Genomic DNA, 25,046 nt, shown 5'->3' with positions numbered 1-25,046 from the left:
CGGGCCGGAACGGGAGATGCTGTGGGGGTGAACGCCTCCACCGAGTCCGCCGCCGACTCGACGCGCGTCGCGATCCAGCGTCGCACCGTCGTCCTGCTGTGCCTGGTTCAGGTGCTGGGAGGCGTCTCGATGGGCGGTGCCCTGGCACTGGGCGCGATCATCGGTGAGGAGCTGTCCGGGACCGAGTCGCTGGCCGGGTTGCCGGCCACGGTGTTGACGCTCGGCGCGGCAGCAGCCGGGCTGCCGCTCGCGGCGCTGGCGTCGGCGCGCGGTCGGAGACCCGCGCTCGCCACCGGGCTGATGGTCGCCGCGACCGGCGCGCTGATCGTGGCCTTCGCCGTGGACCGCGGCTGGTTCCTGCTGATGCTCGCGGGGATGATCGCGCTCGGATCGGGGACGGCGGTCAGCCTTCAGGCCCGGTTCGCGGCGACGGACCTGGCCGCGCCGGAGACGCGGGGTCGAGACCTGTCGCTCGTGGTCTGGATGACGATGGTCGGCGCCGTCGTCGGTCCCGCGCTGGTTCCGCTCGGGGCGAGCGTCGCGAGTCGGGTCGGGATGGCGGACATGGCGGGGCCGTTCCTGTTGGGCGCCGTCGGATGCCTGTGTGCGGCAGCCGTGCTCCTCGTCGGTCTGCGGCCCGACCCGCTCGTGGAAGCGTATCGTGGTATTTCCGAATCGACATCGAGACCGTCTCTGGCGGAGGGGCTTTCGGCGATCATGCAATCACCCGCCGCCCGAGCGGCGTTGGCGGCGGTCGTCTCGGCGCATGCGGTGATGGTCGGTGTCATGGCGCTGACGCCCGTTCACCTGCACCACGGTGGCGCGTCGGTGACGCTTGTCGGGCTCTCGATCAGCGCCCACATCGCCGGGATGTTCGCGCTCTCACCGCTGATGGGCATCCTCGCCGACCGTGCTGGAAGAGTTCCGGTCATCCTCGTCGGTCAGGCCGTTCTCGTCGTCAGTTGCATCGTCGGCTTCGTGTTCGTCGACTCCCAGGCCGGTCTGGTCGCCGCACTGGTCCTGCTCGGCATCGGGTGGTCGGCGTCCACGGTCGCGGCGTCGACCCTGCTGACCGACGCCGTAGAGGTCACCAGACGTGCTGCTGCACAGGGTGTCTCGGACACCTCGATGAGCCTCGCCGGAGCCGGGGCGGGTGCGCTGGCCGGGGTCGTGGTGGGTGCGTTCGGATACGCCGCCCTCGTACTCGGTGCCGGGACGATCGCGGTGGTCACCGCCGTGTATGTGGTGGTCGACGGTGCGCGCGGGCGCCGGCAGGCCGCGATGGCCTAGTGTCCTGAGTCATTAATTGTCATTCGGTTGATAGACTGGGGAATGGCAACCCGGGGTCCGCGAGCAGTGGATATTGTTCTGACCGATGACGAGCGCCGTGAGCTCGAAGGGTGGGCGCGTCGGCGAACGACGGCCTCGGGTTTGGCGATGCGATCACGAATCGTTCTCGCTGCCGCAGATGGCGGGTCGAATACCGAAGTGGCACAACGACTCGGCCTCAACCGAGGTACCGTGCGGCGATGGCGAGGCCGGTTCGTCGAGCACCGCTGCGAGGGGTTGCTCGACGAACCCCGGCCCGGGCGACCTCGAACCGTCGGCGACGAGCAGATCAAAGACCTGATCACCGCAACTCTCGAGACCACTCCGAAGAATGCGACACACTGGTCGACTCGGTCGATGGCTGAGCATCTCGACATGTCGCAGTCAACTGTTTCGCGTGTATGGAGAGCGTTCGGATTGGCTCCACACAAACAGGATTCGTGGAAGCTGTCGAAAGATCCCATGTTCACCGAAAAGGTCCGCGACGTCGTCGGGCTCTACATGAACCCACCCGAACGTGCCCTGGTGCTCTGCGTTGACGAGAAGACCCAGATCCAAGCGCTCGATCGCACCCAGCCGATCTTTCCCATGCTCCCGGGCACCCCGCAACGGGCCAGCCACGACTACGTGCGCAACGGCACCTCCAGCCTGTACGCGGCGTTGGACATCGCGTCGGGCAAAGTCATCGGTTCGCTTCACTCACGGCATCGCGCAACGGAATTCATCGGATTCCTCCGCAAGATCGACGCCGAGGTACCCGACGAGCTCGACGTCCACCTGGTCATGGACAATGCCTCCACCCACAAGACACCCGCGGTCAAGCGATGGCTGACCGCGCACCCGCGGTTTGTTGTCCACTTCACCCCCACCAGCTCATCCTGGATGAACCTCGTCGAACGCTGGTTCGCCGAACTGACCACCAAGAAACTCCAACGCTCCACCCACCGCACCGTACGAGCACTCAATGCCGACATCAGAGCGTGGATCGAGACCTGGAACGACAACCCCCGCCCCTACGTGTGGGTCAAGACCGCTGACCAGATCCTCGACTCCATCGCCCACTACTGCACACGAATTAATGACTCAGGACACTAGAGTTCGATCATCGGCCTTGCGGACGGCGCCGGGAGCGCAGCGAGCGGGCCACGTGTCGGGGAGGGATTCAGCGTGTCACAGCAACTCGTCGGACGAACGGGTGTCGTGACACTGGCGATCCCCGGGGGAGAGACTCTCGGCGAGATCGAACTGCCTTTCGGCGGAGGGACAGAGCGGTTCCTGGCGCGCGCCACGGAACCGCTCGACGACGACACCCCGGTGCTGGTGATCGCCGAACTGCCCGGCCGGATCGTCGACGTCGAACGCTGGACCACGCTCCCCGGGCTCTGACCTGCATCGCCGGTGCATGTGAATGGATGATCGTCGCCGGCTGCGAGATGAGGCAGGATGTGCTGCAACGATGCGACGATTTGCGATCGACAACCTTGATGTGACGACACGAAACAATGCAAGACGCACCTGACGCGAGGAGAAGAGCATGCTCGGTTACTACGTCCCCGAACCCGACGAGGCGATGCTCATCTCGGGTGCGAAGGCCCATGAGGGTGACGCGCCGTTCGTCGTGATCGTCGGCCACGGCAAATGGGTGATGCCCTTCTTCCGCAAGGTCCGGTTCCTGTCGATGGCATTGCACGAGGCGTCGATCCGTGAGGTCTGCGTGACCACGCAGGGCATCCAGCTCAACGTCCGCGCGGTGATCGCGCACAAGGTCGGCAACGACGTCGTGTCGATCGTCAACGCCGGCCAGCGATTCATCTCCGAGCAGGAGAACGAGATGAATCAGCTGACCGGACAGATCTTCTCCGGCCATCTCCGTTCGATCGTCGGTTCCATGACGGTGGAGCAGATCATCCGCGAACGCGACACCCTCGCCCGGCAGGTGCTCGAGGCCTCGAAGAGGGAGATGGGATCGATCGGCCTGGTGGTCGACTCGTTCCAGATCCAGTCGATCGACGACATGGACTCCGGCTACATCAATGCCCTTGCCGCACCGAACATCGCGAAGGTGCAGCGCGAGGCCGCTGTGGAACGTGCTCGGGCCGACCAGGAATCGGCGAAGGCGCAGCAGGAGTCGCTGCGCAACCAGGCCGACTACGAGCGGGAGACCGCGATCAAGCGCGCGGCCATCAAGGCCGAGACCGACAAGGCCAACGCGGAGGCCGCCCAGGCCGGCCCGCTCGCCCAGGCGAGGGTCAACCAGGAAGTCATCCGCGAGCAGTCGGTGCTGGCGCAGGCGCAGGCCGAACTGCGTGAGCAGGAACTGATCTCGGAGGTCGTGAAGCCGGCCGAGGCCGAGGCGCGTCGTCGCGCGATCATCGCCGAGGCCGAGGCGAAGGCCGTGGAGATCCAGTCGGCCGCCGCCGCGCAGCACAACCGGATCGCGCTCGACCAGCAGCTGATCGAGGCGCTGCCGACCCTCGTGGGTGAAGTCGCCAAGGGACTCAGCACCGCCAACCTCACGGTGTACAACGGCGCGGAGGGCGTCAACGAGATCATGATCGGCGTCATCACCCAGGGCGCCGCGCTCCTGCGCAGTCTGCAGGATCAGGTCGCGCCGACCGTGCTCGACGAGGCGTCGGACCAGTCCGTGAACGGCACCCCGGTCAGCGGGGTCTGAGGAACAGATGACCTTCTCCGAACAGCCCCTCCGTGACCAGGCCGTACCGCCGAGCTGGCACAGCCGATTCGCCTTCTTCGACGCCTACGGCCCGCCGGCGGATCCGCCGGCCCGAGAGGCGATGAAACACTTGTCTTTCGGGCAACGGATACGCCTCACGTTCAATCCATTGGCGTTCTTCTTCGGGCCGATCTACTTCGCGGTGAAGGGCATGTGGCGCAAAGGCCTGATGCTGTTCGGGCTGACGGTGGTCTTCAATGCGCTGCTCCTGGCCCTGAACGTCCCGAGCAGCTTCGACATGGCCATCGCGTGCGGTGTCGGTGCCCTGTACGCGACGACCGCGAACTACGCGTGGTACCTGCATGTCCGGAATGACAACCGTTCATGGAACATCTTCGAGGGTATGACTCGCAGCAAAGCCGAGTAGGGATCGACTCACCGCGGTCGGAAGGTCGAGCGGTGTGACCCGGGTCGCGGGCAGTCGATAGGCTCGGACCATGAGCACCCCGAACGATGCCGCTCCCACCCATCCCGCCTACGGGATGCTCCGGGAGATCACGCCCTTCGCGTCGGTCCTGCTGTGTGACAACTCCGGGATGATGGAGCTCGACGGCACCAACACCTACGTGCTGAAGGCACCGGGCAGCGACGAGTGCGTGGTCGTCGACCCCGGTCCGCCGAAGTACAAGCACCACGCCCGACGCCTCGCGGAACTCCCCGTGGCGCTGACACTGGTGACGCATCGCCATTTCGACCACACGGGCGGGATCTCACGGTTGCACAAGCGAACCGGCACGCCGGTTCGTGCGCGGCTCGAGAAGCACTGTCGCAAGGCTGCGCCGCTCCGCGACCGGGAGGTCATCGAGATCGCCGGCCTGCGCATCACGGTGCTGGACACGCCCGGGCACACCGGGGACTCGGTCAGCTTCATCGTCGAACACGAGGGGCAGCGGGCCGTCCTGACCGGCGACACCATCCTCGGAAGTGGCACGACCGTCCTCGACCCTTCCGACGGCGGGCTGCGGGACTACCTGAACTCGCTGAACCGGCTCATCGTCGAAGGCGAAGGGGCGGCGCTGCTTCCCGCGCACGGCCCCGACCACCCGGACCTCGGCCCGGTCGCCCGCTTCTACAAGGCGCATCGTGAGGAGCGGATCGATCAGATCGTGGCCGCCCTGGATGACATGGGTGTGTCGCCGCACGAGGTCAAACCGATGAAGGTGGTGCGGCGGGTCTACTCCGACGTCGACAAGAAACTGTGGCCGGCCGCGCGGATGTCGGTGAAGGCGCAGCTGGAGTATCTGCGGCAGGCGTGACCCCTTGCTCCCCGAGGAGCCCGGAGCTTGCGGAGGGCGTCTCGAAGGGCCGAAAGCAAGAGCCGCTCGCTCCCGGAGGAACGAGCGGCTCTTGTGGTTCGTCAGCGTGCGCGACGCGCGAGACGCTCGGAGTCGGCGATCAGGACGCTCTTGCCCTCGAGTCGCAGCCAGCCGCGCTGGGCGAAGTCGGCGAGTGCCTTGTTCACGGTCTCGCGCGAGGCGCCGACCAGCTGGGCGATCTCTTCCTGGGTCAGGTCGTGGGTGACGCGCAGGGCGCCGCCCTCCTGGGTGCCGAAACGCTGCGCGAGCTGCAGGAGCTGCTTCGCGACGCGACCGGGCACGTCGGTGAAGATCAGGTCGGCGAGGTTGTTGTTGGTGCGGCGCAGACGACGTGCCAGCACGCGGAGCAGCTGCTCGGCGATCTCCGGACGGTCCTTGATCCACGCACGCAGGGCGTCACGGTCCATCGACACCGCGCGGACCTCGGTCACCGTCGTCGCCGACGAGGTGCGGGGGCCCGGGTCGAAGATGGAGAGCTCGCCGAACATGTCCGACGGTCCCATGATCGTCAGCAGGTTCTCACGGCCGTCGGGTGAGCGTCGGCCGACCTTCACCTTGCCGGACATGATGATGTAGAGCCGGTCACCGGGCTCGCCTTCATGGAAGATCACGTGTCCACGAGGGAAATCCACGGGCTGAAGCTGCTTGGTCAGCGCCGCGACGGCAGAAGGCTCGACCCCCTGAAATATGCCTGCCCGCGCCAGTACTTCTTCCACCTAGGGAACCTTTCTCGAAATCTTTGCTACAGCCACGTGTGAGATCGCGCCCTTGGATACGCTACCCCGCGCACCAGCATATGTGTTGAATGGGTCACTGACGGCGCATTGGGTGTGTGTGTCTGACCGATCAGAGGTAGCGACATCGGCGATGTCGGGCCGTCGATGGTTCGGACCGCACCGAGAAAGGCTCGTCCGGGCGGACCGGACGGTGAGCACGGGTGGCCGGTGGATCAGCTGGCCCGCTGCGGCGTGGCGACGCGTTCGGCGTGATCGACGGCTGCCGGTTCGTGACCCGCGAAGCGATGCGGGCGCAGTTCGTGGAGCTCGGCGGGTGCGGTGTCGCGCGGCGGCTTGCCGGCGTTCTGGGACCCCGTGCGGTCGATGAAGTCGTCGACCTCGTCGTTGGAGACGGACACGCGGTCGATCCGGTTCTGCACCTTGTCCATGCCCATGGCGAAGAGCATGAGTACAGCGGGGAACAACAGTGCTGCGAGACCATGCATGGGGACAAGTAAACACAATCGACCCCTCAGAATCCTCATCGGACAAGGCGACGTCACTGACTTGTTACCTGACCGTAGGTTGCGTGCCTCGCTTCCGCCGATGGGGAAGGGCAGGTCACATCGCCGGCGTTATTGCGGCCCTGAGCTGCGCAGATTCTGTATCGCGGGCGATGCGGCGCGGCCGCCGACGGCTGTGGTGAGCGGAGTTCGCGCAGGACATCGCTAACCTGAATCTCGTGAGCGCACGTAAGGCTGCGTCCGTGGGCCAGGCCCCGGCCCGCAAGCAGGAGACCCACCTCGGGCTGGTCCGGCGCGCGCGACGGATGAACCGCACCCTCAAGATCGCGTTTCCGCACGTCTACTGCGAACTCGACTTCACCGATCCGCTCGAGCTGTCGGTGGCCACGATCCTGTCGGCGCAGTGCACCGACGTACGGGTCAACCAGACCACTCCGGCACTCTTCGCGAAATACCGCACCGCCCGCGACTACGCGGAGGCCGACCGGACCGAACTCGAGGAGATGATCCGCTCCACCGGCTTCTACCGGAACAAGGCGAACTCGATCATCGGCCTCGGGCAGGCCCTGGTGGAGCGGTACGACGGTGAGGTCCCGAACAAGCTGAAGGACCTGGTCTCGCTCCCCGGATTCGGACGCAAGACGGCCAACGTCGTCCTCGGCAACGCGTTCGGCGTCCCTGGAATCACCGTCGACACGCACTTCGGGCGTCTTGTCCGCCGCTGGCAGTGGACCGAGGAAGAAGATCCGGTGAAGGTCGAGCACGCCGTGGGCGAGCTGATCGAGCGCAAGGAGTGGACCGACCTGTCCCACCGGGTGATCTTCCACGGCCGGCGTGTGTGCCATGCCCGCAAACCCGCGTGCGGGGTCTGCATCCTCGCCAAGGACTGCCCGTCGGTGGGCACGGGTCCGATGGACAAGGCCGAGGCCGCCGCGCTGGTGAAGGGTCCCGAGACCGATCACCTGCTCCGATTGGCAGGACTCGCCGCGCCGTGAACGACAACGCCACCGAATCGGCGACTCCGCAGCCCGCCGATTCTCCTAAACCTCCCGCGCCGCCGAACTCCCGTTTCCCGGCCGCCGCGCGCTGGACGCTCGTCTTCGTCATCGTGATGATCGCGCTCATCGTCGCGATCTGGCCCCGCGGCGACGCCCCGTCGCCGACCACCGGCGCGCCGCCGTCGGCCAGCGGTCCGCGCCCCCTCGACGCACCGGTCGACGAAGCCCGCGTCGCGCAGGCGCGGGCCGGCGCCGCGCTCGCCGACTGCCCGGTCACCGGCTTGCCGGAGAACCCGGATTCGGTCCTGGCCGGCATCGTCGAACCGTGTCTGGGGACCGGCGCGCCGTATGACGTCGGCGCGGCCACCGCCGGCAAACCCCTGGTCATCAACGTGTGGGCGCAGTGGTGCGGACCGTGCAAGACCGAGCTGCCCTACTTCGAGGAGTTCGCGGCCCGCGCCGGTGACCGCGTCACGGTTCTTGCTCTGCATGCCAAGGAGGGCGGAACCAACCCGTTCTTCCCCCTGACATTGCTCACCGAGATCGGAGTTCGCATGCCGTCCGTCCTCGATCCCGACGGCCGGGTGGCCGCCGCGATCACCGCGCCGCGTGTCTTCCCGTCGACCGTCTTCCTGCGTCCCGACGGTTCGATCGCCAAGGTGTACCCCGGCGTGTTCGACAGCCCGCAGGAGATCGCCGATGCGGTCGACGAGTATCTGGGCGTGACGGTATGAGCGACGAACAGCACGTCGGCCCGCTCGTGCACCCCGACGAGATCCCGCCGTGGCTGCACGCGCTGACCGGCGACGTCGCCGCAGTCACCGAGAGCGTCAACAACCGCGGCGGCGACCGCACCCGCTGGGCCCAGATGTTCCACCGCGACCGTCGTCCGGCCGCGGTCCTGGTGCTGTTCTCCGGTTCCTGGGAGCCCGCCGACGATCATCCCGGCGGTGTCCCGGCCGACGCCGAGGTACTGCTGACCGAACGCGCCTCGACGCTGCGCCAGCACAGCGGGCAGGTCGCATTCCCAGGTGGTGCCGCCGATCCGGGTGACGACTTCCCGGTCGGCACCGCGCTGCGCGAGGCGCGTGAGGAGACCGGCCTCGACGCCTCGGGCGTGCACATCGTCGCCAATCTGGCGAGCTTCCCGGTCCCGCCGTCGGGATTCGACGTCGTGCCGGTGATCGGCTACTGGCGCGAGCCGAGTGCGGTGCGCGTCGTCGATCCGGGGGAGACCGCCCGCGTCGACCGCATCAACCTGCGTGAACTCCTCGCTCCCGAGAACCGCTTCCAGGTGCGTCGCTCGGTGATGGGCGGCCGCCTCTATCAAGGGCCGGCCTTCTTCGTCGACGGCCTGCTGGTCTGGGGGTTCACCGGCGGGCTGCTCGCCGCCATCAGCGATGCGTCGGGCTGGGACCGGCCGTGGGACCTCAACGATGTTCGACCCCTCGACGAGATGATCGAACGCGCCGGCAACCGTCAGGAATCTGGATTCAGCGCGGTCCACCCGCGCGGGCTGACCGACCCGGGTGCGGGCTGATGACCGGGTCCACGTGGGTCGATGTCATCGTCATCGGCATCGCGCTTCTCGCCGCGATCAGCGGTTACCGGTCCGGTGCGGTCGCCTCGGCGCTCGCGTTCATCGGCGTCGCGCTCGGGGCGGTGGCGGGTTTGCTGCTGGCTCCGCATCTGATCGAACGGTTCGACGACCTGCAGGTCCGTGTCCTCGTCGGGATCCTCGTCCTGGTTGTGCTGGTGGTCATCGGTGAGGTCGCCGGCATGGTGCTGGGACGGGCCGCGCGCGGCGGTATCCGCTCGCCGGGACTCCGGGCGATCGACAGCGGCGTGGGTTCGGTGCTGCAGGTGGTGGCCGTGCTGCTGGCCGCGGGCCTGCTGGCGATTCCCCTGCGCGGTTCCGCCGACCCCGCCATCGCCGGTGCGGTGCGCGATTCGAAGGTCCTGACGGGCGTCGAGGTGCTGTCGCCGCAATGGGTCAACGATCTGCCCGGCGACTTCAAGGCACTTCTCGACAGTTCGGGGCTTCCCAAGTTCCCGTTCGTGAGCACGCCGTCGACCAATGTCGATCCGCCCGACCCGGCACTCACCGACCTGCCTGTGGTGCGTCAGGCCCGACCGAGCGTCGTCAAGATCGAAGGCGTCGCACCCAGTTGCCGCCAGGCCCTCGAGGGCAGCGGATTCGTCGTATCGCCCGAGCGCGTGATGACCAACGCGCACGTCGTGGCAGGTACCGAACGCCTCGAGGTCGAGACCTCGACCGGGGCACGGCTTCCCGCGAAGGTCGTCCTCTTCGACAGCGAGAACGACATCGCCGTCCTCGACGTCCCCGGCCTGCGGGCGCCCGCCCTGAAATTCGCCTCACGGCCGGCATCGACCGGCGACGACGCCATCGCGCTCGGCTTCCCCGAGGCGGGCCCGTTCTACGTCAGTCCGCTGCGTGTCCGGTCGACGTTCATGCACACCGGTGACGACATCTATCGGACCGGTCAGGTCACCCGCGAGGTCTATGCGGTCCGTGGTTCGATCCGGCAGGGCAATTCCGGTGGGCCGCTGCTGAACTCGGACGGCGAGGTGCTCGGCGTCGTGTTCGGTGCGGCGGAGAACGCGGCCGACGAGACCGGCTTCGTGCTCACCGCCCGCCAAGTGCGCGCCGACTTCGACGAATCCGAGCGGCGAAGCGAGCGGGTGAGTACCAAGAGGTGCGTGCTGGCCTGATCCGCCGCGCCTTTTTTGCGGCCACGTCGTTGGTCGCCTCCGGTTCGGTCCGGAGGAACTCGAGGATCGCCTCGGTCACCGCCGCGGGCTGCTCCTGGTGCGCGAAGTGTCCGCTGCCCTCGATCTGCCGGTAGGTCTGGTGCGCCGCCCACCGATGTCCGTCGGCCATGGCTTCGCTGAGGATGTACGGGTCGTCCCGGCCGCGTAGCGCGAGGACCGGCAGGTGGAGTCGCTGGTCCATGAGTTCCATGAATCGCAGTCCGTCGGGCCGGAACTGGGAGCGGAACGCCCATCGCCGGTACTCCAGACTGCAGTGCGCGACATACGGGATCAGCATTGCCGACCGGTTCAGTTCGACCGTCTGCGCATAGTCGGGTTCGGCGCGCCAGGACGACGACGACCGCTGCGCGAAGTAGTCGGCGATGAACACGGCGTCGTCCCGCGTGACCTGCCGTTCCCCGAGGCGCGGGATCTGATTGCGCAGGAAGGGGGTCAGGAACTGCGACCGCTGGGCACGATCGCGCAGCGTGCGTCGGCGCAGGGCCCGTGGGTGCGGTGACGCCACGACCACGATCCGGTCGACGACGCGGGGATGCAGGGTCGCGGTGGCCCAGCAGACCAGACCGCCGTCGGAATGCCCGATCAGCGTCGCGCTGGTGTGCCCGAGGGCGCGGACGAGACCGTTGGCGTCGCCGGCCAGGGTCCAGCCGTCATAACCGCGCGGAGGTTTGTCGGTGTCGCCGTACCCGCGCAGATCGACCGCGACGGCGCGGAAGCCGGCCGCGCTGAGTGCGGTCAGCTGATGCCGCCAGCTCCACCAGAACTCGCCGAAGCCGTGGAGCAGCAGTACGAGCGGCCGGTCGCCGGCGGGAACCCCCGCCGGTTCGACAGCGTGGAACCGGACACCGTTGGCGCGGACGTCGAGGTGTTCCCAGTCGCCGGGAAGACGAACGCTCGAGGGGTCAGGTGCCTCGGTCAAAGCTCATCCCTCGCGGGCGGGAGGAATCCTCGGATGCGCCGGGGCCTGCGGATGACCGGGGCCGCGGTTGGGCAGCACGGTCGACAGCTCGTTGACCGTCTCGATCGTCTTCTTCGGACCGCGGACCTTCTTGAAGAAGATGTATCCGACGAAGGCCGCGATGCAGGTCACGACCACCAGGATCAGGAAGACGATGAGGAACGCCAGCCAGCGCCAGACGAATTCGTCGAGCAGTTCGGCCAGGAAGAAAAAGAAGAAGAAGCTGGAGTACAGCGCCATCACGCCGGCGACGATCAGCAGACCCGTACCGGCGCCCGCCTTCTTGGCCTCGCCGACGAGTTCGGCCTTGGCCAGGGCGACTTCGGACCGGAACAGGGTGGAGACACTCGCGGTGGCGTCTTTGACCAGGCTCCCGATGCTCGGCTCACCGCTCGGACCGGCGTTGGCGTCGGACAGAGGGATCGAGGGGACGGAGTCCCGCGGGATCGACGGGACGGAGTCCCGGCCCGCTTCGGGCAGGCCGTGCTCGTTGGGGCTCACAGAATCCTCCGTTGTTCGGCTGATGGCCATATGTTGCCATGCCCTGGGTCATGAGGTGGCGGCCCCACCCGGCGAAACGTCGAGGAAGTCCCCCGAATGCGCGATGCACCACCGGTGATGAGCTCACCGGTGGCGCGTCGACTGCGTGTCCTCCCGCTCTCGGAGCGTCAGACCTTCTTCGCCCGGATCGCCTCGAAGACCGACGGATCGACGAGCGTCGAGGTGTCGCCGAGCTCGCGGCCCTCTGCGACGTCCTTGAGCAGGCGCCGCATGATCTTGCCCGAACGCGTCTTGGGCAGCTCGGGCACGACGTTGATCTCGCGCGGCTTGGCGATGGGGGAGATCTCCACCGACACCTGCTGGCGCAGCTCGGCGATCAATGTCTCGCCGGTGTTCTCGACGCCCTCCCGGAGGATGACGAAGGCGACGATGCCCTGGCCGGTGGTCTCGTCGGCGGCGCCGATGACCGCGGCCTCGGCGACGCCGGAGTGTCCGACGAGGGCCGACTCGACCTCGGCGGTCGAGATGCGGTGGCCGGACACGTTCATCACGTCGTCCACGCGGCCGAGGACCCAGAGGGCATGATCCTCGTCGTAGCGCGCGCCGTCACCGGCGAAGTACCAGCCCTGGTCGGCGAACCGCGACCAGTAGGTCTCGCGGAACCGTTCCTCGTCGCCCCAGATGCCGCGCAACATCGACGGCCACGGCTGATCGAGGACGAGGTATCCCTGTTCGCCGGCGCCGACGGGGTTGCCCTGGTCGTCGACGATGCTCGCGCTGATGCCGGGCAGCGGCCTCATCGCCGAGCCGGGCTTGGTCTCGGTCACGCCGGGCAGCGGCGAGATCATGATCGCGCCGGTTTCGGTCTGCCACCAGGTGTCGACGATCGGTGCCCGGCCGCCGCCGATGACCTCGCGGAACCACTTCCATGCCTCGGGGTTGATCGGCTCGCCGACGCTTCCGAGGAGGCGGATCGACGACAGGTCGTGCGCTTCCGGGATCTGCTGGCCCCACTTCATGAAGGTGCGGATCAGCGTGGGCGCGATGTAGTAGACGGTGACGCCGTACTTCTCGATGATCTCGAAGTGACGGTGCTCGTTGGGTGAGTTCGGGGTGCCCTCGTAGACCACCTCGGTGGCGCCGTTGGAGAGCGGCCCGTAGACGAGGTACGAGTGGCCGGTCACCCAGCCGATGTCGGCGCCGCACCAGAAGACGTCGCGGCCTTCCTTGTGGTCGAAGACGTAGTGGAATGTGTAGCTGGCCTGGGTGAGGTAGCCGCCCGAGGTGTGCACGATGCCCTTGGGCTTGCCGGTGGTGCCCGAGGTGTAGAGCAGGAACAGCGGGTGCTCGGAGTCGAAGGCCTCCGGCTCGTGGACGTCGGACTGCTCGTCGACGGTGTCCTCCCACCAGACGTCTCGTCCTTCGACCCAGTTCAGCTTGGGGTCGTGATCGGTGCGACGCACGACGAGGACCTTCTCGACCGACTTCGCGGCGCCGGCGCCGGTTCCCAATGCCTCGTCGACGTTGGTCTTCAGCGGTGCCGGCTGACCGCGGCGGTACTGGCCGTCGGTGGTGATGACCAGCTTGGCCTCGGCGTCGTCGACGCGGGAACGCAGCGCGCCTGACGAGAAGCCGGCGAACACCACGGAGTGGGTGAGGCCGAGGCGCGCGCAGGCCAGCATCGAGATCAGGGCCTCGGGGACCATCGGCATGTAGATGGCGACGCGGTCGCCGGCCTGCAGGCCGATCGAGGTGAAGTAGTTGGCGGCCTTGCTGACCTCGGCCAGCAGCTCGTTGTAGGTCAGGTCGCGGCTGTCGCCGGGCTCGCCGACCCAGTGGATGGCGACGCGATCGCCCTTGCCGGCGGCGACGTGGCGGTCGACGCAGTTGACCGCGACGTTGAGCTTGCCGCCGACGAACCACTTGGCGAACGGCGCGTTCGACCAGTCGAGGGTGTCGGTGAAACTGGTGGCCCAGTCGAGCCGACGCGCCTGTTCCGCCCAGAACTCGAGTCGGTCGGAGTCGGCGCGGTCGTAGAGCTCGGCGGTGCCGTTCGCCTGTGCCGCGAACTCCTCGGACGGCGGGAACGCCTGGACGGTGGTGGAAGACATCGGTGAAATGAGCCTTTCGCTTCTCGACGGCGGGTCAAAAACCACAGTAAGGGTGACCCGACTGGTTCACGGATCGCTGGTGTGAGCGTAGTCACGCCAGGTTGCAACCGGGTACCGGTGCTCGGACGAGCGTGATCGATTCGCGACGAACGGCGTCTTTGCCGCGATGAGCGGTCGCTCGACCATTCTTCATGTGCGGTCGGCGCCCCGTTCTGTCGCCCACGGGAATGGATGAAGGCGATTATTCGAAACCGTCACTAACAATAAGCGAACTCATGGGTTTGTGTGAGTACTTCGGATCGTCTTCGGGATCGTCAATCTGTCGGACTCCGTCCCGTCCCCGCCCGGTCGCCGCGATGGCTGACCGATCCGAGCGGGGTCGGCAGCGCGCACGACGAGCGCTCACAACTATCGTCGGGGCGTGACCAACGATCCTTTGGCTCCCCTGCTGGACCTCCCGGGCGTGGCCGATGCCGCCGATCGGGCGCGTGACGCGTTGTCGGCAGTTCACCGGCACCCCGCCAACCTGCGCGGATGGGACAAGACGGCCACCGAGGCGTCGTGGCGCGCGGGCCGTTCATCGGCCGCGATCGACGGGGGAAGCGTCGAACTGCGTCGCGACGGCGACTTCGACGACCCGATCCTCGCCGGTGCCATGCGCGTGTCGCAGGCACTCGACGGCGAATCCCTCGAGATTCTGACCGGCGTGATCCGACGAGCCCCAGCTCAGGCGCTTGCGCGGCTCCACACACTCGCGGCCGCCGACCTCGTCGAGGATCCCGACCAGCTCGGCCGACCGCGACCTGAGACGGATGTCGCAGAGCGTCTCGATCTGTTGGGGCAGTTGATAACCGGTGCGACGTCGGTGCCGGCGCCGGTGCTCGCCGCGGTGGTGCACGGCGAGCTTCTCGGGCTCAAGCCGTTCCCCTCGGCGAATGGAGTGGTCGCGCGCGCCGCGTCCAGGCTGGTGGGCGCGGCGACGGGCCTCGACCCGCACTGTCTGGGTGTTCCGGAGGTCACCTGGTTCAAGCGTGCGGCCGAGTATCGGTCGTTGTCTGCGGCATTCGCCTCGGGTGGTCCGGACGGACTGCGGGACTGGCTCGTGTTCTGCTGCGAGGCGCTCGAAGCCGGTGCGGCGGAGGCGAAGTCGATCGCCGATGCGGCCCGCGCGGGGTAGGTGGGAAGACCCCGGACAGCACTGCGGGCGGCCTCCTGCGTCGTTACCGACGAGGTTGCCGCCCGCGTAGCACGGACCCAAGTTACCAAGCGTGCTCGGTGGGTTGTGGTCACCGCCTCGGCGAGGGAAAGCGAGTCAGGTCGCCCGTACCGTCCACGTGCTGCCATCTCGAGGGCCGTTCTCCCCGGGCTCCTTGCCTGCGGGGGAAGGCAGTGGCGCATCTAGTGTGGCGGTCGTTTCTCCTGGACGCAATTTCGCAGGCGCACAACACTTTTGCCTTTATGCGGCGTGCTCCGCGTGGGTGCTTGCCGCCCGTGCTGGGAAGTGCTCGGCGTGGGGGCCCGGGTCCTTCTCTTCCGGATCGGGCTTGGCCTTCCGAACTTCCGTACCACTGTTGTACACCGTGATCGCGGTCACATCAAGTGATCGGTGTCCGAATGTCGAACGACTTCCCGTGATGGTCGGGAACTACTGTGGGGCAGCGCATTCGCTGTCCGGCGCGGACGGTCCGCCGCCCTCGGGTGCGTGTTCGGGTGGGTGTGTCGTGGTGCCTGGGGATCGTCGGCGGAGGCGGGTTCGTCATGATGAACGGGCTGTGCGACTGCTCGCTTCGACGGCCACGGTCCCGATGTCCGAGATGTACCATCTGCAATTTTCCTTGAGAAATCGCGGTCGCCGATGTGGCGCGTATTTGCCTCCGCGGTGACCGATGAATCAGAACGGACATTTGCGAAAAGCGATTGTTGTACTTGCAAAGAATCCGACGCCGTGTGTATAGTCATCGGTACCCGGTTCTGATACCGGCGCCTTTCAGCCCGACCCCCCGGGGCTGAAACGCGACAACCCCGGCCTCCTCCCCCCCTGGCCGGGGTTGTCTTCTATCTACAGGTCTTTTGCCTGGAATCAGTTGTACCCCGCCCGGTCCTACCGTTGTGGATTCCTTCCACAGGTGGTTTCTCCTCTCCACAGATACTGCCGACGGCCTCTGATGGGCTCATCCGGGCGTCATCATCGACGCCATGCCCGATGACCTGCTCGTTCTCGTCGACCCGGACCTGCACGACGACGTCGCACGCTGTGCGGCGGCCGCCGGATACCGCACCACGGTCGGTCGAGCCGATGACTGCCGCCGCGAATGGCTCACCGCTCGCGCCGTGGTGGCCGATCCGGCCGCGATCGCCGTCCTCTCTCTGATACGTCCACCGCGCCGCGACGGACTGATCCTGATCAGCAGCGACGAGCCGCGCGCCGACACCTGGCGGATGGCGATGGACCTCGGCGCCACCGACGCGGCGGCGCTGCCGGCCGACGAGAACCGCCTGGTCAGAACACTGACCGAAGCGCGCGTCCCGCGCCGCCGACGCGCGGGCGTCGTGGCGATGATCGGCGCCCACGGGGGAGCCGGCGCGTCGACGCTGGCTGCCGCGGTGGCCCTGACCAGCGTCAGCCGTGGATCGCCCACCCTGCTCCTCGATCTCGACGACGTCGCGCCCGGAGCGGACCTGTTGCTCGGGATCGAACAACGGCCGGGCCTGCGCTGGCAGGACCTGTCGCTCGACGGCGGGGTCGTCGGTGGCACGGCGTTGCACCATGCGCTCCCGCGCGCAGAGAGCGGTCTGGCGGTGTTGACCTCCGAGCGCCTACCGACGCGGAGACCGGGCACGGACGCGGTCGCCGCAGTCATCGACGCAGGTCAGACCCATGGAGATCTCGTGGTGCTCGATCTCCCTCGTGCCGACACCCCGGTTGTCCGCACGGCGATCGCTTCGGCGGATCTCGTCGTGATGGTCTCGGCACCCTCGGTCGGCGGTTGCGCCGCCGCGCGCCGGGTCGTCGGGCGTCTCATCGGTGACGAGGCGTCCGTCGAGCTCGTGGTCCGAGGCCCGTCGCCGGGCGGGTTGCGGCCCGCCCAGGTCGCCGACGCGATCGGGGTACCGCTGATCGCCGCGTTCCGGCCGGATCCACGTCTTCCGGTGCGTCTGGAAGGCGGACCCCTCCGCGTACGACCCCGCAGCCCCCTCGGCCGTGCGGCCCGGGCAGTCCACACGCGGGTGACCGGACAGGGGAGAGCGGCATGACACCGGAGCGCGCCGACGACGATCTCCTCGAACGCGTTCGGTCCCGGCTGGCCGCCGACGCCGCCGACCCGAGCCCAGCGGTCATCGCCGAGGCGATCCGGGCCGAAGCCGGTGGCGTGCTCGGCGACACCGACCTGCTCGCGGCACTCCGTTTCCTCCAGACCGAGCTCACCGGTGCCGGGAAACTCGAGAGCCTGCTCGCCGAACCCGACATCGCCGACATCCTGGTGGCCGGGCCCGACGACGTGTGGGTCGACCGCGGACGCGGACTCGAGACGACGACGATCCACTTTCCCGACGAGGCTTCGGTCCGGCGTCTGGCGGGACGCCTCGCGTTGAGCGCGGGGCGCCGCCTGGACGACGCACAGCCGTGGGTCGACGGGCAGTTGTCCGATGTCGGCCGTCGCGGGTACACGGTCCGGCTGCACGCGATAATCCCGCCGCTCGCCGCCGACGGCACCTGTATCTCGTTGCGGGTGTTGAGGTCGGCGACCAAGGATCTCCCGAGTCTGATCGAGAGCGGTGCCATACCGTCGGAGGTGGTCGGGACCATCGGGGACATCCTCCGGCATCGGTTGTCCTTCTTGGTGATCGGAGGTACGGGTTCTGGCAAGACGACACTGCTCAACGCCCTGATCGGCGCAATGGACCCGCGTGAGCGGATGGTCTGTGTCGAGGATGCCCTCGAACTCGCGCCCCGACATCCGCAGGTGGTTCGGCTCGTGGCGCGCGCAGCGAATGTCGAAGGCGTGGGCGAGGTTCCGGTCCGCGCACTCGTGCGGCAGGCGCTCCGGATGCGGCCCGACCGGATCGTCGTCGGGGAGGTGCGGGGCGGTGAGGTCATCGATCTGCTCACCGCCCTCAACACCGGACACGATGGCAGTGCCGGTACGGTGCACGCGAATTCGACCTCCGAGGTCCCCGCCCGGATGGAAGCGCTTGCCGCTCTGGGTGGGATGGGCCGGGATGCGTTGCACAGTCAGTTGGGTGCCGCTCTGCAGATGGTGCTCGGTGTCGCGCGCAGGGCCGATGGGTCGCGTGGACTCGTCGAGATCGGCGTCGTGCGGCGTGCACCTGACGGCCGGATCGACATCGTGCCGATCTGGTTGCGAGACAACGGGTTCACCGGACATCGGGCCCTCTTCGACGCGATGCTCTCGAGTCGTCGCGGACCCCACGACGAACCCACCGACGAGATCGGGACCGAGTCCGCCCGGCGGCGGTCGGCGTGACGTCATCGATTCCACCGCTGGCCCCGGTGGTCGCGGCGCTCGGGTTCGGCGTCCTGCTGTGGTCGCCACGGCGCGCTGACCTGCGGCTGCGGGTGGTCGTGGACCGACCCCGCGTCACCCGGCCGTCGAACCCGCGGGCCCTGCTGGCTGCGGGTGCGCCGGTCGCGGCCCTTGCGGTCGGCGGGTTGCCGGCTGCCGTCTCGGCGGGGATCGTCGTGGCCCTCGCGGCGTGGATTCGACGACGCCGACTGGCGGAGAGAAGGTTCGATCGTCGGCTCGACGATCTGCTGCTGGCGCTGTCCCTGATGATCTCGGAGCTCTCTGTCGGGGCACCTCCGGTCCACGCCTGCGAGGTCGCGGTCGCGGAACTGCGACGCCGCATGTCCGGCGACGGGCGGGGTTCTTCGGAGATCGCCGACGGCCTCGAGGCAATGGCGTCGCGTGCATCGCTCGGCGGGTCGGCGATCGGGGGAGGGGATTCGGAGCCGAATGGCGCACCGGGTTCGGAGATCGAGTCGGATGCTGCGTCGTGGCGTCGAATCGGGGTCGCCTGGCAGACCGCGGAACAGTACGGGCTCCCCATGGTCGACATGCTGGCCGCGTTGCGGTCCGACCTCCGGTCGCGCCGGGGGTTCGCCGACCGTACACGTGCCGGCCTGTCGGGGCCGCGCGCGACCGCGATGGTCCTCGCGGGGCTGCCCCTGCTCGGGATCGCGTTGGGCCAGGCGACCGGTGCGGGCCCGATCCAGGTGCTTCTCGGTGGCGGTCTCGGCGGCATCCTGCTGATGGTCGGGACGGCGTTGGCCGCGGCCGGAGTCGCGTGGTCCGAACGCATCACCGGGAAGGTGCTGGCCCGTTGACCGTCGTGGCAGCCGCGGTGGCATCGCTGGCGGCGGCACTGGTGATCTGGCCCGAGCCACGCTGGAGGCTGTACCGGGTCGTCGACCCGCCGCCGGGTCCCGACCGCTCGCCGCGATGGCTGGGTGCGGGTCCTCCGCGCGAGGATCCGTTCGCGGTGGCATCGGCCTTCGACCTCTTCGCCGTATGCCTGCGGGCGGGCCTGCCGGTGGGAGTGGCGGCCGCGGTCGTCGCAGGTCGTGCCCCGCCGTCGCTCGCCGGGCCGCTCTCGCGTGTCGCAGATCTTCTTCAACTCGGGGCCGACCCCGACGCGGCATGGTCGGCCTTGCTCGACGATGCTCCCGACGCGAAGGCGTCGGGTGACGACCATCTCGAGGCCCTCGCGGCGCTGGCCAGACGCTCGGCCCGGGCGGGTTCGTCGCTGGCGGGCGGGCTCGCCGAACTGGCGGACGATGTTCGACGCCGTGCTCACGACGATGCCCTGGCGGCGGCGGAACGTGCGGGCGTGGCCATCAGTGGTCCCCTCGGGCTGTGCTTCCTGCCGGCGTTCATCTGCCTCGGGATCGTGCCGGTGGTGGTGGGTCTGGCGTCGACGGTCCTCGGCTCGTTCTGACCGGTCCGCAAACCCACCACTTTTCGGCAAACCCAGCACCGTCGTGGGTGGTGATTCTGCGGAAAAGGGGTGGGTTTGCGGGGGCGGTTGTCGGTGCCCGCGAGCACACTGGGCTCATGACTGACAACGGACATCGACACCACGCGATCGACTACATCGAGCTCACGGTCACGGACATGGCGGCGGCGCGCAGGTTCTACGGGGACGCGTTCGGCTGGGAGTTCAACGATTACGGACCCGGATACTCGGGAATCGTCGGACCGGGTGGGGCGGATTCGCCCGAGGTCGGCGGTCTCGCGCTCAGTGGGTCGGGCCCGGCGCCGGGCGGGCCGCTGGTCCTGCTGTACTCCGACGACCTCGACGCCACGGTCGAAAAGGTACGCGCGGCCGGCGGCGAGATCGTCAACGGTCCGTACGACTTTCCCGGCGGTCGTCGCTTCCACTTCACCGACCCGAGCGGCAACGAGCTCGGGGTCTGGTCGCCCGGTCAATAGCCGTCTCCGCATACCCACCCTTCTTCGGCAGAATCACCACCCTCGACGGTGCTGGGTTTGCCGAAAAAGGGTGGGTTTCCGGAGGCCGGAAATCAGTGGGATCCAAGCGGCGGTCTGATGCGTCCAAGTAGATGCAGGAACCGGATGGTTATTCATCTCGACAGGAGATCCCATGACACACAACCTTTCTCGATTCATCGATCGCGCCGGTGCACACGCCGCACGACTGATCACCGACGAGGACGGGATGAGCACGGCAGAGTATGCCATCGGGACGATCGCGGCCGCGGCGTTCGGCGCGATCCTCTATACGGTCATCACCGGTGACAACATCGTGAGTGCGCTGACCGGCATCATCGGGAAGGCGCTCAACACATCGGTGGGCTGATGACTCTGCGCGCGTTGCGGATTCGTCTTACAGGGATCGGCAAGGACGAGTCCGGGATGGTGACGGTCGAGGCGGCGTACGCCGTCGCTGCGATCGTGGTCGCGGTGCTGCTCGCCGTCGGTGCGATCGGCGGCGTGACAGCTCAGATCCGTTGCACCGACGCCGCGCGCGAGGCGGCACGATTGACGGCAGCGGACGACGACTCGGCGCGTGAGGTCGCGAAGCGGATGGCGGGCGACCGAGCCGTGGTGTCGGTTTCGGTTCAGGGAGAGCGCGTCGTCGCGCAGGTGCGGACGTCGGTGACGTTGCTGCCTGGGCTGACGCTGTCGGCACAGGCCGTCGCCGCGAAGGAGCCGCGTGGTGAGGATCAGGTGGTCTTCGCGCCCGGCGTCGAACCATGAGAAATGTCCGCGGGGTGGTCGGCGACGATCAAGGCAATGCGACGGTGCTGGGCGCGTTCGCGATTGCTGCCCTGGCAGCGGTTCTCGTCATGGTCATCTTCGTCGGCGCCGCGGTGCTCGCCCGGCATCGTGCTCAGGCGGCGGCCGACCTGTCCGCATTGGCCGCGGCCGCTGACCATGTGGCGGGGAACACCGATCCGTGCGCGGCTGCTCGCGCAGTGGCGGCAGCGCAACGCCCCTCCACGGAGGTGGTCTCGTGCCGCCTCGACGGCGAGGACGTGCTGGTGTCGGTCCGTGTCCCGGTCGACCTGGGCAGCTTCGGGGTGCGAGCGGCCACGGCGTCGGCGCGTGCCGGACCGGTTGACTAGCCTCTCCGCGCTATCCGCGGCTGTCCTCGTCGACGACGATCCGTTTGGGATAGACACGCACTGATTGCATAGGAGCAAACCATAATTGGTGAAAGTGCACATTCGCGTCGCCGCGATAAGCGAGCTCGAATGCCTCGGTCCCGGTGTTCAGCGGAATCCAGGGTCGTACGGCACGGACGAACGACGACCAGTGGATCAGTTCGCCCTCGGTGAGGAACCCGCCTGCCGCAGCCCAGGTTTCACCCGACTGCGCGTCGGACGAGGCCAGGTACACCTCGCCGAGGGAGGGCGTGATCCGCGGGCCGACCATCGCCGTCTGCAGATACCACTGGGCGGTGGTCACCACGGACGTGAAGCCGCCGGATCGGGCCGCGCACCACCCGTAGTGGAGGTCGAGGGCGTCGAGTGCTGCCTCCTCGGAGAAGAACACATCGCGTTCTCCGATGGAGGCGGGCAGATTGTCGGTGTTCTGGGTCGGACGCGCGAGCAGGAAGAAGGCGCGCGCCGGCCGGGTCACCAGCCGCTTGGTTCCGATCCCCCGGTCGGATGCCTCATCATGCATCAGCCAAGTATTGCCGAGACAGCAGCTCGAGGACGGCTACTGCGCCATCTTTGTCCAACGGATCATTGCCGTTGCCACACTTGGGGCTCTGCACACACGACGGGCAGCCGCTCTCGCATCCGCAGCTCGCGACCGCGTCCCGGGTGGCGTTGATCCAGGTGAGGAAGGCGGAGTGCCCACGCTCGGCGAACCCCGCCCCGCCCATGTACCCGTCGTAGACGAACACGGTCGGCAATCCGGTGTCGGGATGGAGATCGGTGGACACGCCGCCGATGTCCCAGCGATCGCATGTCGCCACGAGGGGGAGCAGGCCGATCGCCGCGTGCTCGGCCGCATGCAGCGAACCGGGCAGTCGCGTCTCGTCGATCCCGACCTCGTCGAGCACCTCCGGCGTCAGCGTGTACATGACGGCCCGGGTGTGGAGAGTCTGCTCGGGCATGTCGAGTTCGACGGCGTCGAGGACCTCGCCGGTCCGCAGCGTGCGGAGGTACCCGACCACCTGATGCGTGACGTCGACCTCGACGAATGCAACGGTCAACGCGCCGAACCGTCGGCTCTCCAGGGTCGCGGTGATCGAGATGTCGGTGGTCTCGCGTGCCGATGTCGTCCAGTCGGGGTCCTCGGGATGTGCCAGGGCCAGACCGTCATCGAGGTCGAGTTCGTCGACGAGATAGGACTCGCCCTGGTGGATGTGCACCGCCCCGGGATGCACCGTCGACATCGCGCGTCCGGTGTCGACGGTGCCGAGCACCTGCGAAGTCGTCGTGTCCACGATCAGGACCTGCCCGCCGATGCCACCGCGGATGTCGATCTCGGCGTGCGGTTCGACGCCGGCGGCGACGTACCAGCCCGACTTCCGTTTGCGCAGCAAACCTTCCGCTGCCAGATCCTCGGCCACCGGCCGCGCGTTCCAGGCGTCGATCTCGTTCTCCGACAGCGGCTTCTCCGCTGCGGCGCACAGCAGATGCGGACCGAGGATGTACGGGTTCGCCGGATCGGTGACGGCGGCCTCGACCGGTTTGCCGAGGAGTGAGTCGGGATGGTGCACGAGGTAGGTGTCGAGGGGATCGTCGCGGGCGACCAGAACAACCAGCGAATCGCCGGACTCGCGTTGCCGCCCGGCCCGGCCCGCCTGCTGCCAGAACGACGCGACCGTGCCCGGGTAGCCGCTGACGATCACCGCGTCCAAACCGCTGATGTCGACGCCCAATTCGAGTGCGTTGGTGGTGGCGACACCGAGGAGTTCGCCGTCGGAGATCGCCTTCTCGAGCTTGCGTCGATCATCGGCGAGATATCCCGCGCGGTAGGCCCCGACCCTCGACTCGAGTTCGGGTGCACTCTCCGACAACAGGTTCCGTGCAGACAGTGCGGTCAGTTCGACTCCGCGCCGACTCCGCGCGAAGCACAATGTGCGTGCGCCCTCGACGACGAAATCGGCCAGCAGGCGGGCGGATTCGGCGCCGGCGGAGCGTCGTACCGGGGCGCCGTTCTCACCGGTCACCGCCGGCAGGAAGTCCGGTTCCCACAATGCGACGGTGCGTTCCCCGCGCGGCGAGGTGTCCTCGGTGACGGCGACGGCTGGCTCACCGATCAAGCGGCCCAAAGCCTCCGCGGGTTGCGCGACCGTCGCACTGGCGCCGATCACCGTCGGGTTCGCGCCGGCCGCGCGCGCGATCCGGAGGAGCCGACGCATCACGAGCGCGGTGTGCGAGCCGAATACGCCGCGATAGTGGTGGCATTCGTCGACCACGATGAAGCGGAGATGGCGGAAGAACTGACGCCACCGCGCATGGTGCGAGATTATGCCGATGTGCAGCATGTCGGGGTTGGTGAAGATCCACCGTGAATGCACGCGCGCCCACTGTCGGATCTCGGGGTCGGTGTCCCCGTCGTAGGCGCAGGGCTGCAGATGCCCGAACTCCGGGCGGCCGGCGATGACCGACGAGACCGCCCGGATCTGGTCGGCCCCCAGTGCTTTCGTCGGGGCGAGATACAGCGCCGTCGAATTCTTTTCGTTCAACAGGGTCGAGAGAATTGGCATTTGGTAAGACAGGGATTTACCCGATGCGGTGCCCGTGCAGATGGCGACGTGATTTCCGTGGAATGCTTCGTCGGCGGCCCGGGCCTGGTGTGTCCAGATACGGTCGATCCCGTTGTCTGCGTAGGCGTCGAGCAGAGGTTTCGGCACCCATTCCGGCCACTCGGCGAAAGTCGCAGGGCGCGATGGGATTACCGACAGGTGGGTCAGTGGGGACTCGTCGGGGTCGGTGCCTGCGAGTGACCTCGTGAGGAGGTCTGTCCCGAATGTGGAGTACTGCATTTTATGGAGGAAACTCTTCAAATTGGTGTCGGCGCGGGCGGTCTGGGGAGGTCGGGATGTTACCGACGGATGTCATGTTGCTGAAGTTTGGCGAGGTTTTTGCTCATCTTGGTTGATGCGACTATCGCAACCGGGTTGGACATGATTGACTGGGTGCGGCCGCAGCTTTCGCAACCCGTCGAGGCGGGCGACAAGCGTGTTGCAGCCGTGGTACTGAGGTTAGTTTGGCGGATCGAAGCTGATCTTCGCGGGGCTCTTTGAGGTATGGCGGTCAACCGGCCACGACGCGATGACCCATCGTGTCGCGACAGTTGATATGTAAAGGATTGCAAGACATGGCACAGGGAACTGTGAAGTGGTTCAACGCGGAAAAGGGCTTCGGCTTCATCGCGCCTGACGAGGGCTCCGACGACGTGTTCGTCCACTACTCCGAGATCCAGGGATCCGGTTTCCGCACCCTCGAGGAGAACCAGCGGGTGGAGTTCGAGGTCGGCCAGGGCACCAAGGGCCCGCAGGCCACCGGCGTGCGCGCGGTCTGAGACCACCTGCGCAACTGCAGACGCAGATTGCCGACA

The 25,046-nt window shown here is 67.6% G+C and carries 27 protein-coding genes; 20 read left to right on the top strand and 7 right to left on the bottom strand.

The window, feature by feature from the left end; genetic code table 11:
* Positions 1-21: 21 nt before the first annotated feature.
* The 6 genes from BLU62_RS21285 (at position 22) to BLU62_RS21260 (ending at position 5,319) form a co-directional block, all read left to right on the top strand.
* Entirely contained in the window at positions 22-1,290 is a 1,269-nt protein-coding gene (locus BLU62_RS21285; protein WP_074851964.1) for an MFS transporter, read from the top strand.
* 42 nt (positions 1,291-1,332) lie between these two features.
* Positions 1,333-2,424 (top strand): IS630 family transposase, encoded by a 1,092-nt coding sequence (locus BLU62_RS21280; RefSeq protein ID WP_074847987.1) that lies wholly within the window; start codon positions 1,333-1,335, stop codon positions 2,422-2,424.
* 72 nt (positions 2,425-2,496) lie between these two features.
* The gene (locus BLU62_RS21275; RefSeq protein WP_074851963.1) at positions 2,497-2,715 is read left to right on the top strand and encodes a hypothetical protein; all 219 of its coding nucleotides are present in this window, start codon (positions 2,497-2,499) and stop codon (positions 2,713-2,715) included.
* A gap of 148 nt (positions 2,716-2,863) precedes the next feature.
* The gene (locus tag BLU62_RS21270; RefSeq protein ID WP_074851962.1) at positions 2,864-4,003 is read left to right on the top strand and encodes an SPFH domain-containing protein; all 1,140 of its coding nucleotides are present in this window, start codon (positions 2,864-2,866) and stop codon (positions 4,001-4,003) included.
* A gap of 7 nt (positions 4,004-4,010) precedes the next feature.
* Positions 4,011-4,430 carry a DUF2628 domain-containing protein gene (locus tag BLU62_RS21265; RefSeq protein WP_074851961.1) on the top strand — a complete coding sequence of 140 codons (420 nt, stop codon included), beginning with the start codon at positions 4,011-4,013 and terminating at the stop codon, positions 4,428-4,430.
* Between the two features lie 70 nt (positions 4,431-4,500).
* Positions 4,501-5,319, top strand: a complete 819-nt coding sequence (locus BLU62_RS21260; protein WP_074851960.1) for an MBL fold metallo-hydrolase — start codon at positions 4,501-4,503, stop codon at positions 5,317-5,319.
* A gap of 101 nt (positions 5,320-5,420) precedes the next feature.
* On the opposite strand, the gene BLU62_RS21255 is transcribed toward BLU62_RS21260, so the two are convergent.
* Both BLU62_RS21255 and BLU62_RS21250 read right to left on the bottom strand, forming a co-directional pair.
* Positions 5,421-6,095, bottom strand: a complete 675-nt coding sequence (locus BLU62_RS21255) for a Crp/Fnr family transcriptional regulator (RefSeq protein WP_005194565.1) — start codon at positions 6,093-6,095, stop codon at positions 5,421-5,423.
* A gap of 233 nt (positions 6,096-6,328) precedes the next feature.
* Positions 6,329-6,601 (bottom strand): hypothetical protein, encoded by a 273-nt coding sequence (locus tag BLU62_RS21250; protein ID WP_074851959.1) that lies wholly within the window; start codon positions 6,599-6,601, stop codon positions 6,329-6,331.
* A gap of 323 nt (positions 6,602-6,924) precedes the next feature.
* On the opposite strand from BLU62_RS21250, the gene nth reads away from it, so the two are divergent.
* From nth to BLU62_RS21230, 4 genes are read left to right on the top strand one after another with little or no spacing between them, the layout of a single operon-like run.
* Positions 6,925-7,614, top strand: coding sequence for an endonuclease III (nth, locus tag BLU62_RS21245; RefSeq protein ID WP_244278378.1), 690 nt, complete (start codon positions 6,925-6,927; stop codon positions 7,612-7,614).
* Positions 7,611-8,351 carry a TlpA family protein disulfide reductase gene (locus BLU62_RS21240; RefSeq protein WP_074851957.1) on the top strand — a complete coding sequence of 247 codons (741 nt, stop codon included), beginning with the start codon at positions 7,611-7,613 and terminating at the stop codon, positions 8,349-8,351. The genes nth and BLU62_RS21240 overlap by 4 nt, the downstream gene beginning before the upstream one ends.
* Positions 8,348-9,157, top strand: a complete 810-nt coding sequence (locus BLU62_RS21235) for an NUDIX hydrolase (RefSeq protein ID WP_074851956.1) — start codon at positions 8,348-8,350, stop codon at positions 9,155-9,157. Before BLU62_RS21240 ends, BLU62_RS21235 begins: the two co-directional genes overlap by 4 nt.
* Positions 9,157-10,350 (top strand): MarP family serine protease, encoded by a 1,194-nt coding sequence (locus tag BLU62_RS21230; protein ID WP_074851955.1) that lies wholly within the window; start codon positions 9,157-9,159, stop codon positions 10,348-10,350. The genes BLU62_RS21235 and BLU62_RS21230 overlap by 1 nt, the downstream gene beginning before the upstream one ends.
* On the opposite strand, the gene BLU62_RS21225 is transcribed toward BLU62_RS21230, so the two are convergent.
* The 3 genes from BLU62_RS21225 to acs form a co-directional block, all read right to left on the bottom strand.
* On the bottom strand, positions 10,265-11,329 hold the full coding sequence (locus tag BLU62_RS21225; protein ID WP_074851954.1) for an alpha/beta fold hydrolase: 1,065 nt from the start codon (positions 11,327-11,329) through the stop codon (positions 10,265-10,267). The two genes, BLU62_RS21230 and BLU62_RS21225, sit on opposite strands and share 86 nt — an antisense overlap.
* Before the next feature lie 3 nt (positions 11,330-11,332).
* The gene (locus tag BLU62_RS21220) at positions 11,333-11,869 is read right to left on the bottom strand and encodes a phage holin family protein (RefSeq protein WP_074851953.1); all 537 of its coding nucleotides are present in this window, start codon (positions 11,867-11,869) and stop codon (positions 11,333-11,335) included.
* Between the two features lie 167 nt (positions 11,870-12,036).
* The gene (acs, locus tag BLU62_RS21215; protein WP_074851952.1) at positions 12,037-13,980 is read right to left on the bottom strand and encodes an acetate--CoA ligase; all 1,944 of its coding nucleotides are present in this window, start codon (positions 13,978-13,980) and stop codon (positions 12,037-12,039) included.
* 421 nt (positions 13,981-14,401) lie between these two features.
* On the opposite strand from acs, the gene BLU62_RS21210 reads away from it, so the two are divergent.
* The 9 genes from BLU62_RS21210 (at position 14,402) to BLU62_RS21170 (ending at position 21,589) form a co-directional block, all read left to right on the top strand.
* Positions 14,402-15,157: a Fic family protein gene (locus BLU62_RS21210; RefSeq protein ID WP_074851951.1), complete on the top strand. Its 756-nt coding sequence runs from the start codon at positions 14,402-14,404 to the stop codon at positions 15,155-15,157.
* Between the two features lie 1,019 nt (positions 15,158-16,176).
* Positions 16,177-17,235: a septum site-determining protein Ssd gene (ssd, locus tag BLU62_RS21205; protein WP_074851950.1), complete on the top strand. Its 1,059-nt coding sequence runs from the start codon at positions 16,177-16,179 to the stop codon at positions 17,233-17,235.
* Entirely contained in the window at positions 17,232-18,467 is a 1,236-nt protein-coding gene (locus BLU62_RS21200; RefSeq protein WP_074851949.1) for a TadA family conjugal transfer-associated ATPase, read from the top strand. The genes ssd and BLU62_RS21200 overlap by 4 nt, the downstream gene beginning before the upstream one ends.
* On the top strand, positions 18,464-19,327 hold the full coding sequence (locus BLU62_RS21195) for a type II secretion system F family protein (RefSeq protein WP_074851948.1): 864 nt from the start codon (positions 18,464-18,466) through the stop codon (positions 19,325-19,327). Before BLU62_RS21200 ends, BLU62_RS21195 begins: the two co-directional genes overlap by 4 nt.
* Entirely contained in the window at positions 19,324-19,938 is a 615-nt protein-coding gene (locus BLU62_RS21190; protein WP_074851947.1) for a type II secretion system F family protein, read from the top strand. The genes BLU62_RS21195 and BLU62_RS21190 overlap by 4 nt, the downstream gene beginning before the upstream one ends.
* 116 nt (positions 19,939-20,054) lie before the next feature.
* A complete protein-coding gene (locus BLU62_RS21185) occupies positions 20,055-20,432 on the top strand; it encodes a VOC family protein (RefSeq protein WP_074851946.1) in 378 nt (125 codons plus the stop codon).
* A gap of 172 nt (positions 20,433-20,604) precedes the next feature.
* A complete protein-coding gene (locus BLU62_RS21180; RefSeq protein WP_074851945.1) occupies positions 20,605-20,820 on the top strand; it encodes a DUF4244 domain-containing protein in 216 nt (71 codons plus the stop codon).
* Entirely contained in the window at positions 20,820-21,221 is a 402-nt protein-coding gene (locus BLU62_RS21175; protein ID WP_074851944.1) for a TadE family type IV pilus minor pilin, read from the top strand. The genes BLU62_RS21180 and BLU62_RS21175 overlap by 1 nt, the downstream gene beginning before the upstream one ends.
* Positions 21,218-21,589 (top strand): Rv3654c family TadE-like protein, encoded by a 372-nt coding sequence (locus BLU62_RS21170; protein ID WP_074851943.1) that lies wholly within the window; start codon positions 21,218-21,220, stop codon positions 21,587-21,589. The genes BLU62_RS21175 and BLU62_RS21170 overlap by 4 nt, the downstream gene beginning before the upstream one ends.
* Positions 21,590-21,599: 10 nt before the next feature.
* On the opposite strand, the gene BLU62_RS21165 is transcribed toward BLU62_RS21170, so the two are convergent.
* The gene (locus tag BLU62_RS21165) at positions 21,600-22,151 is read right to left on the bottom strand and encodes a hypothetical protein (RefSeq protein ID WP_074851942.1); all 552 of its coding nucleotides are present in this window, start codon (positions 22,149-22,151) and stop codon (positions 21,600-21,602) included.
* Complete coding sequence (locus BLU62_RS21160) at positions 22,144-24,471, bottom strand: DEAD/DEAH box helicase (RefSeq protein WP_074851941.1); 2,328 nt, start codon at positions 24,469-24,471, stop codon at positions 22,144-22,146. Before BLU62_RS21160 ends, BLU62_RS21165 begins: the two co-directional genes overlap by 8 nt.
* Positions 24,472-24,806: 335 nt before the next feature.
* Here BLU62_RS21160 and BLU62_RS21155 point away from each other — a divergent pair, with 335 nt between their 5' ends.
* A complete protein-coding gene (locus BLU62_RS21155) occupies positions 24,807-25,010 on the top strand; it encodes a cold-shock protein (protein WP_004022110.1) in 204 nt (67 codons plus the stop codon).
* The last annotated feature ends 36 nt before the right edge of the window (positions 25,011-25,046 follow it).

It is taken from the genome of Gordonia westfalica, from assembly GCF_900105725.1.
GTDB lineage: Bacteria > Actinomycetota > Actinomycetes > Mycobacteriales > Mycobacteriaceae > Gordonia > Gordonia westfalica.
The sequence above is the reverse complement of the archived record's forward strand: the minus strand, read 5'-3'. Positions and strand labels throughout refer to the sequence as shown.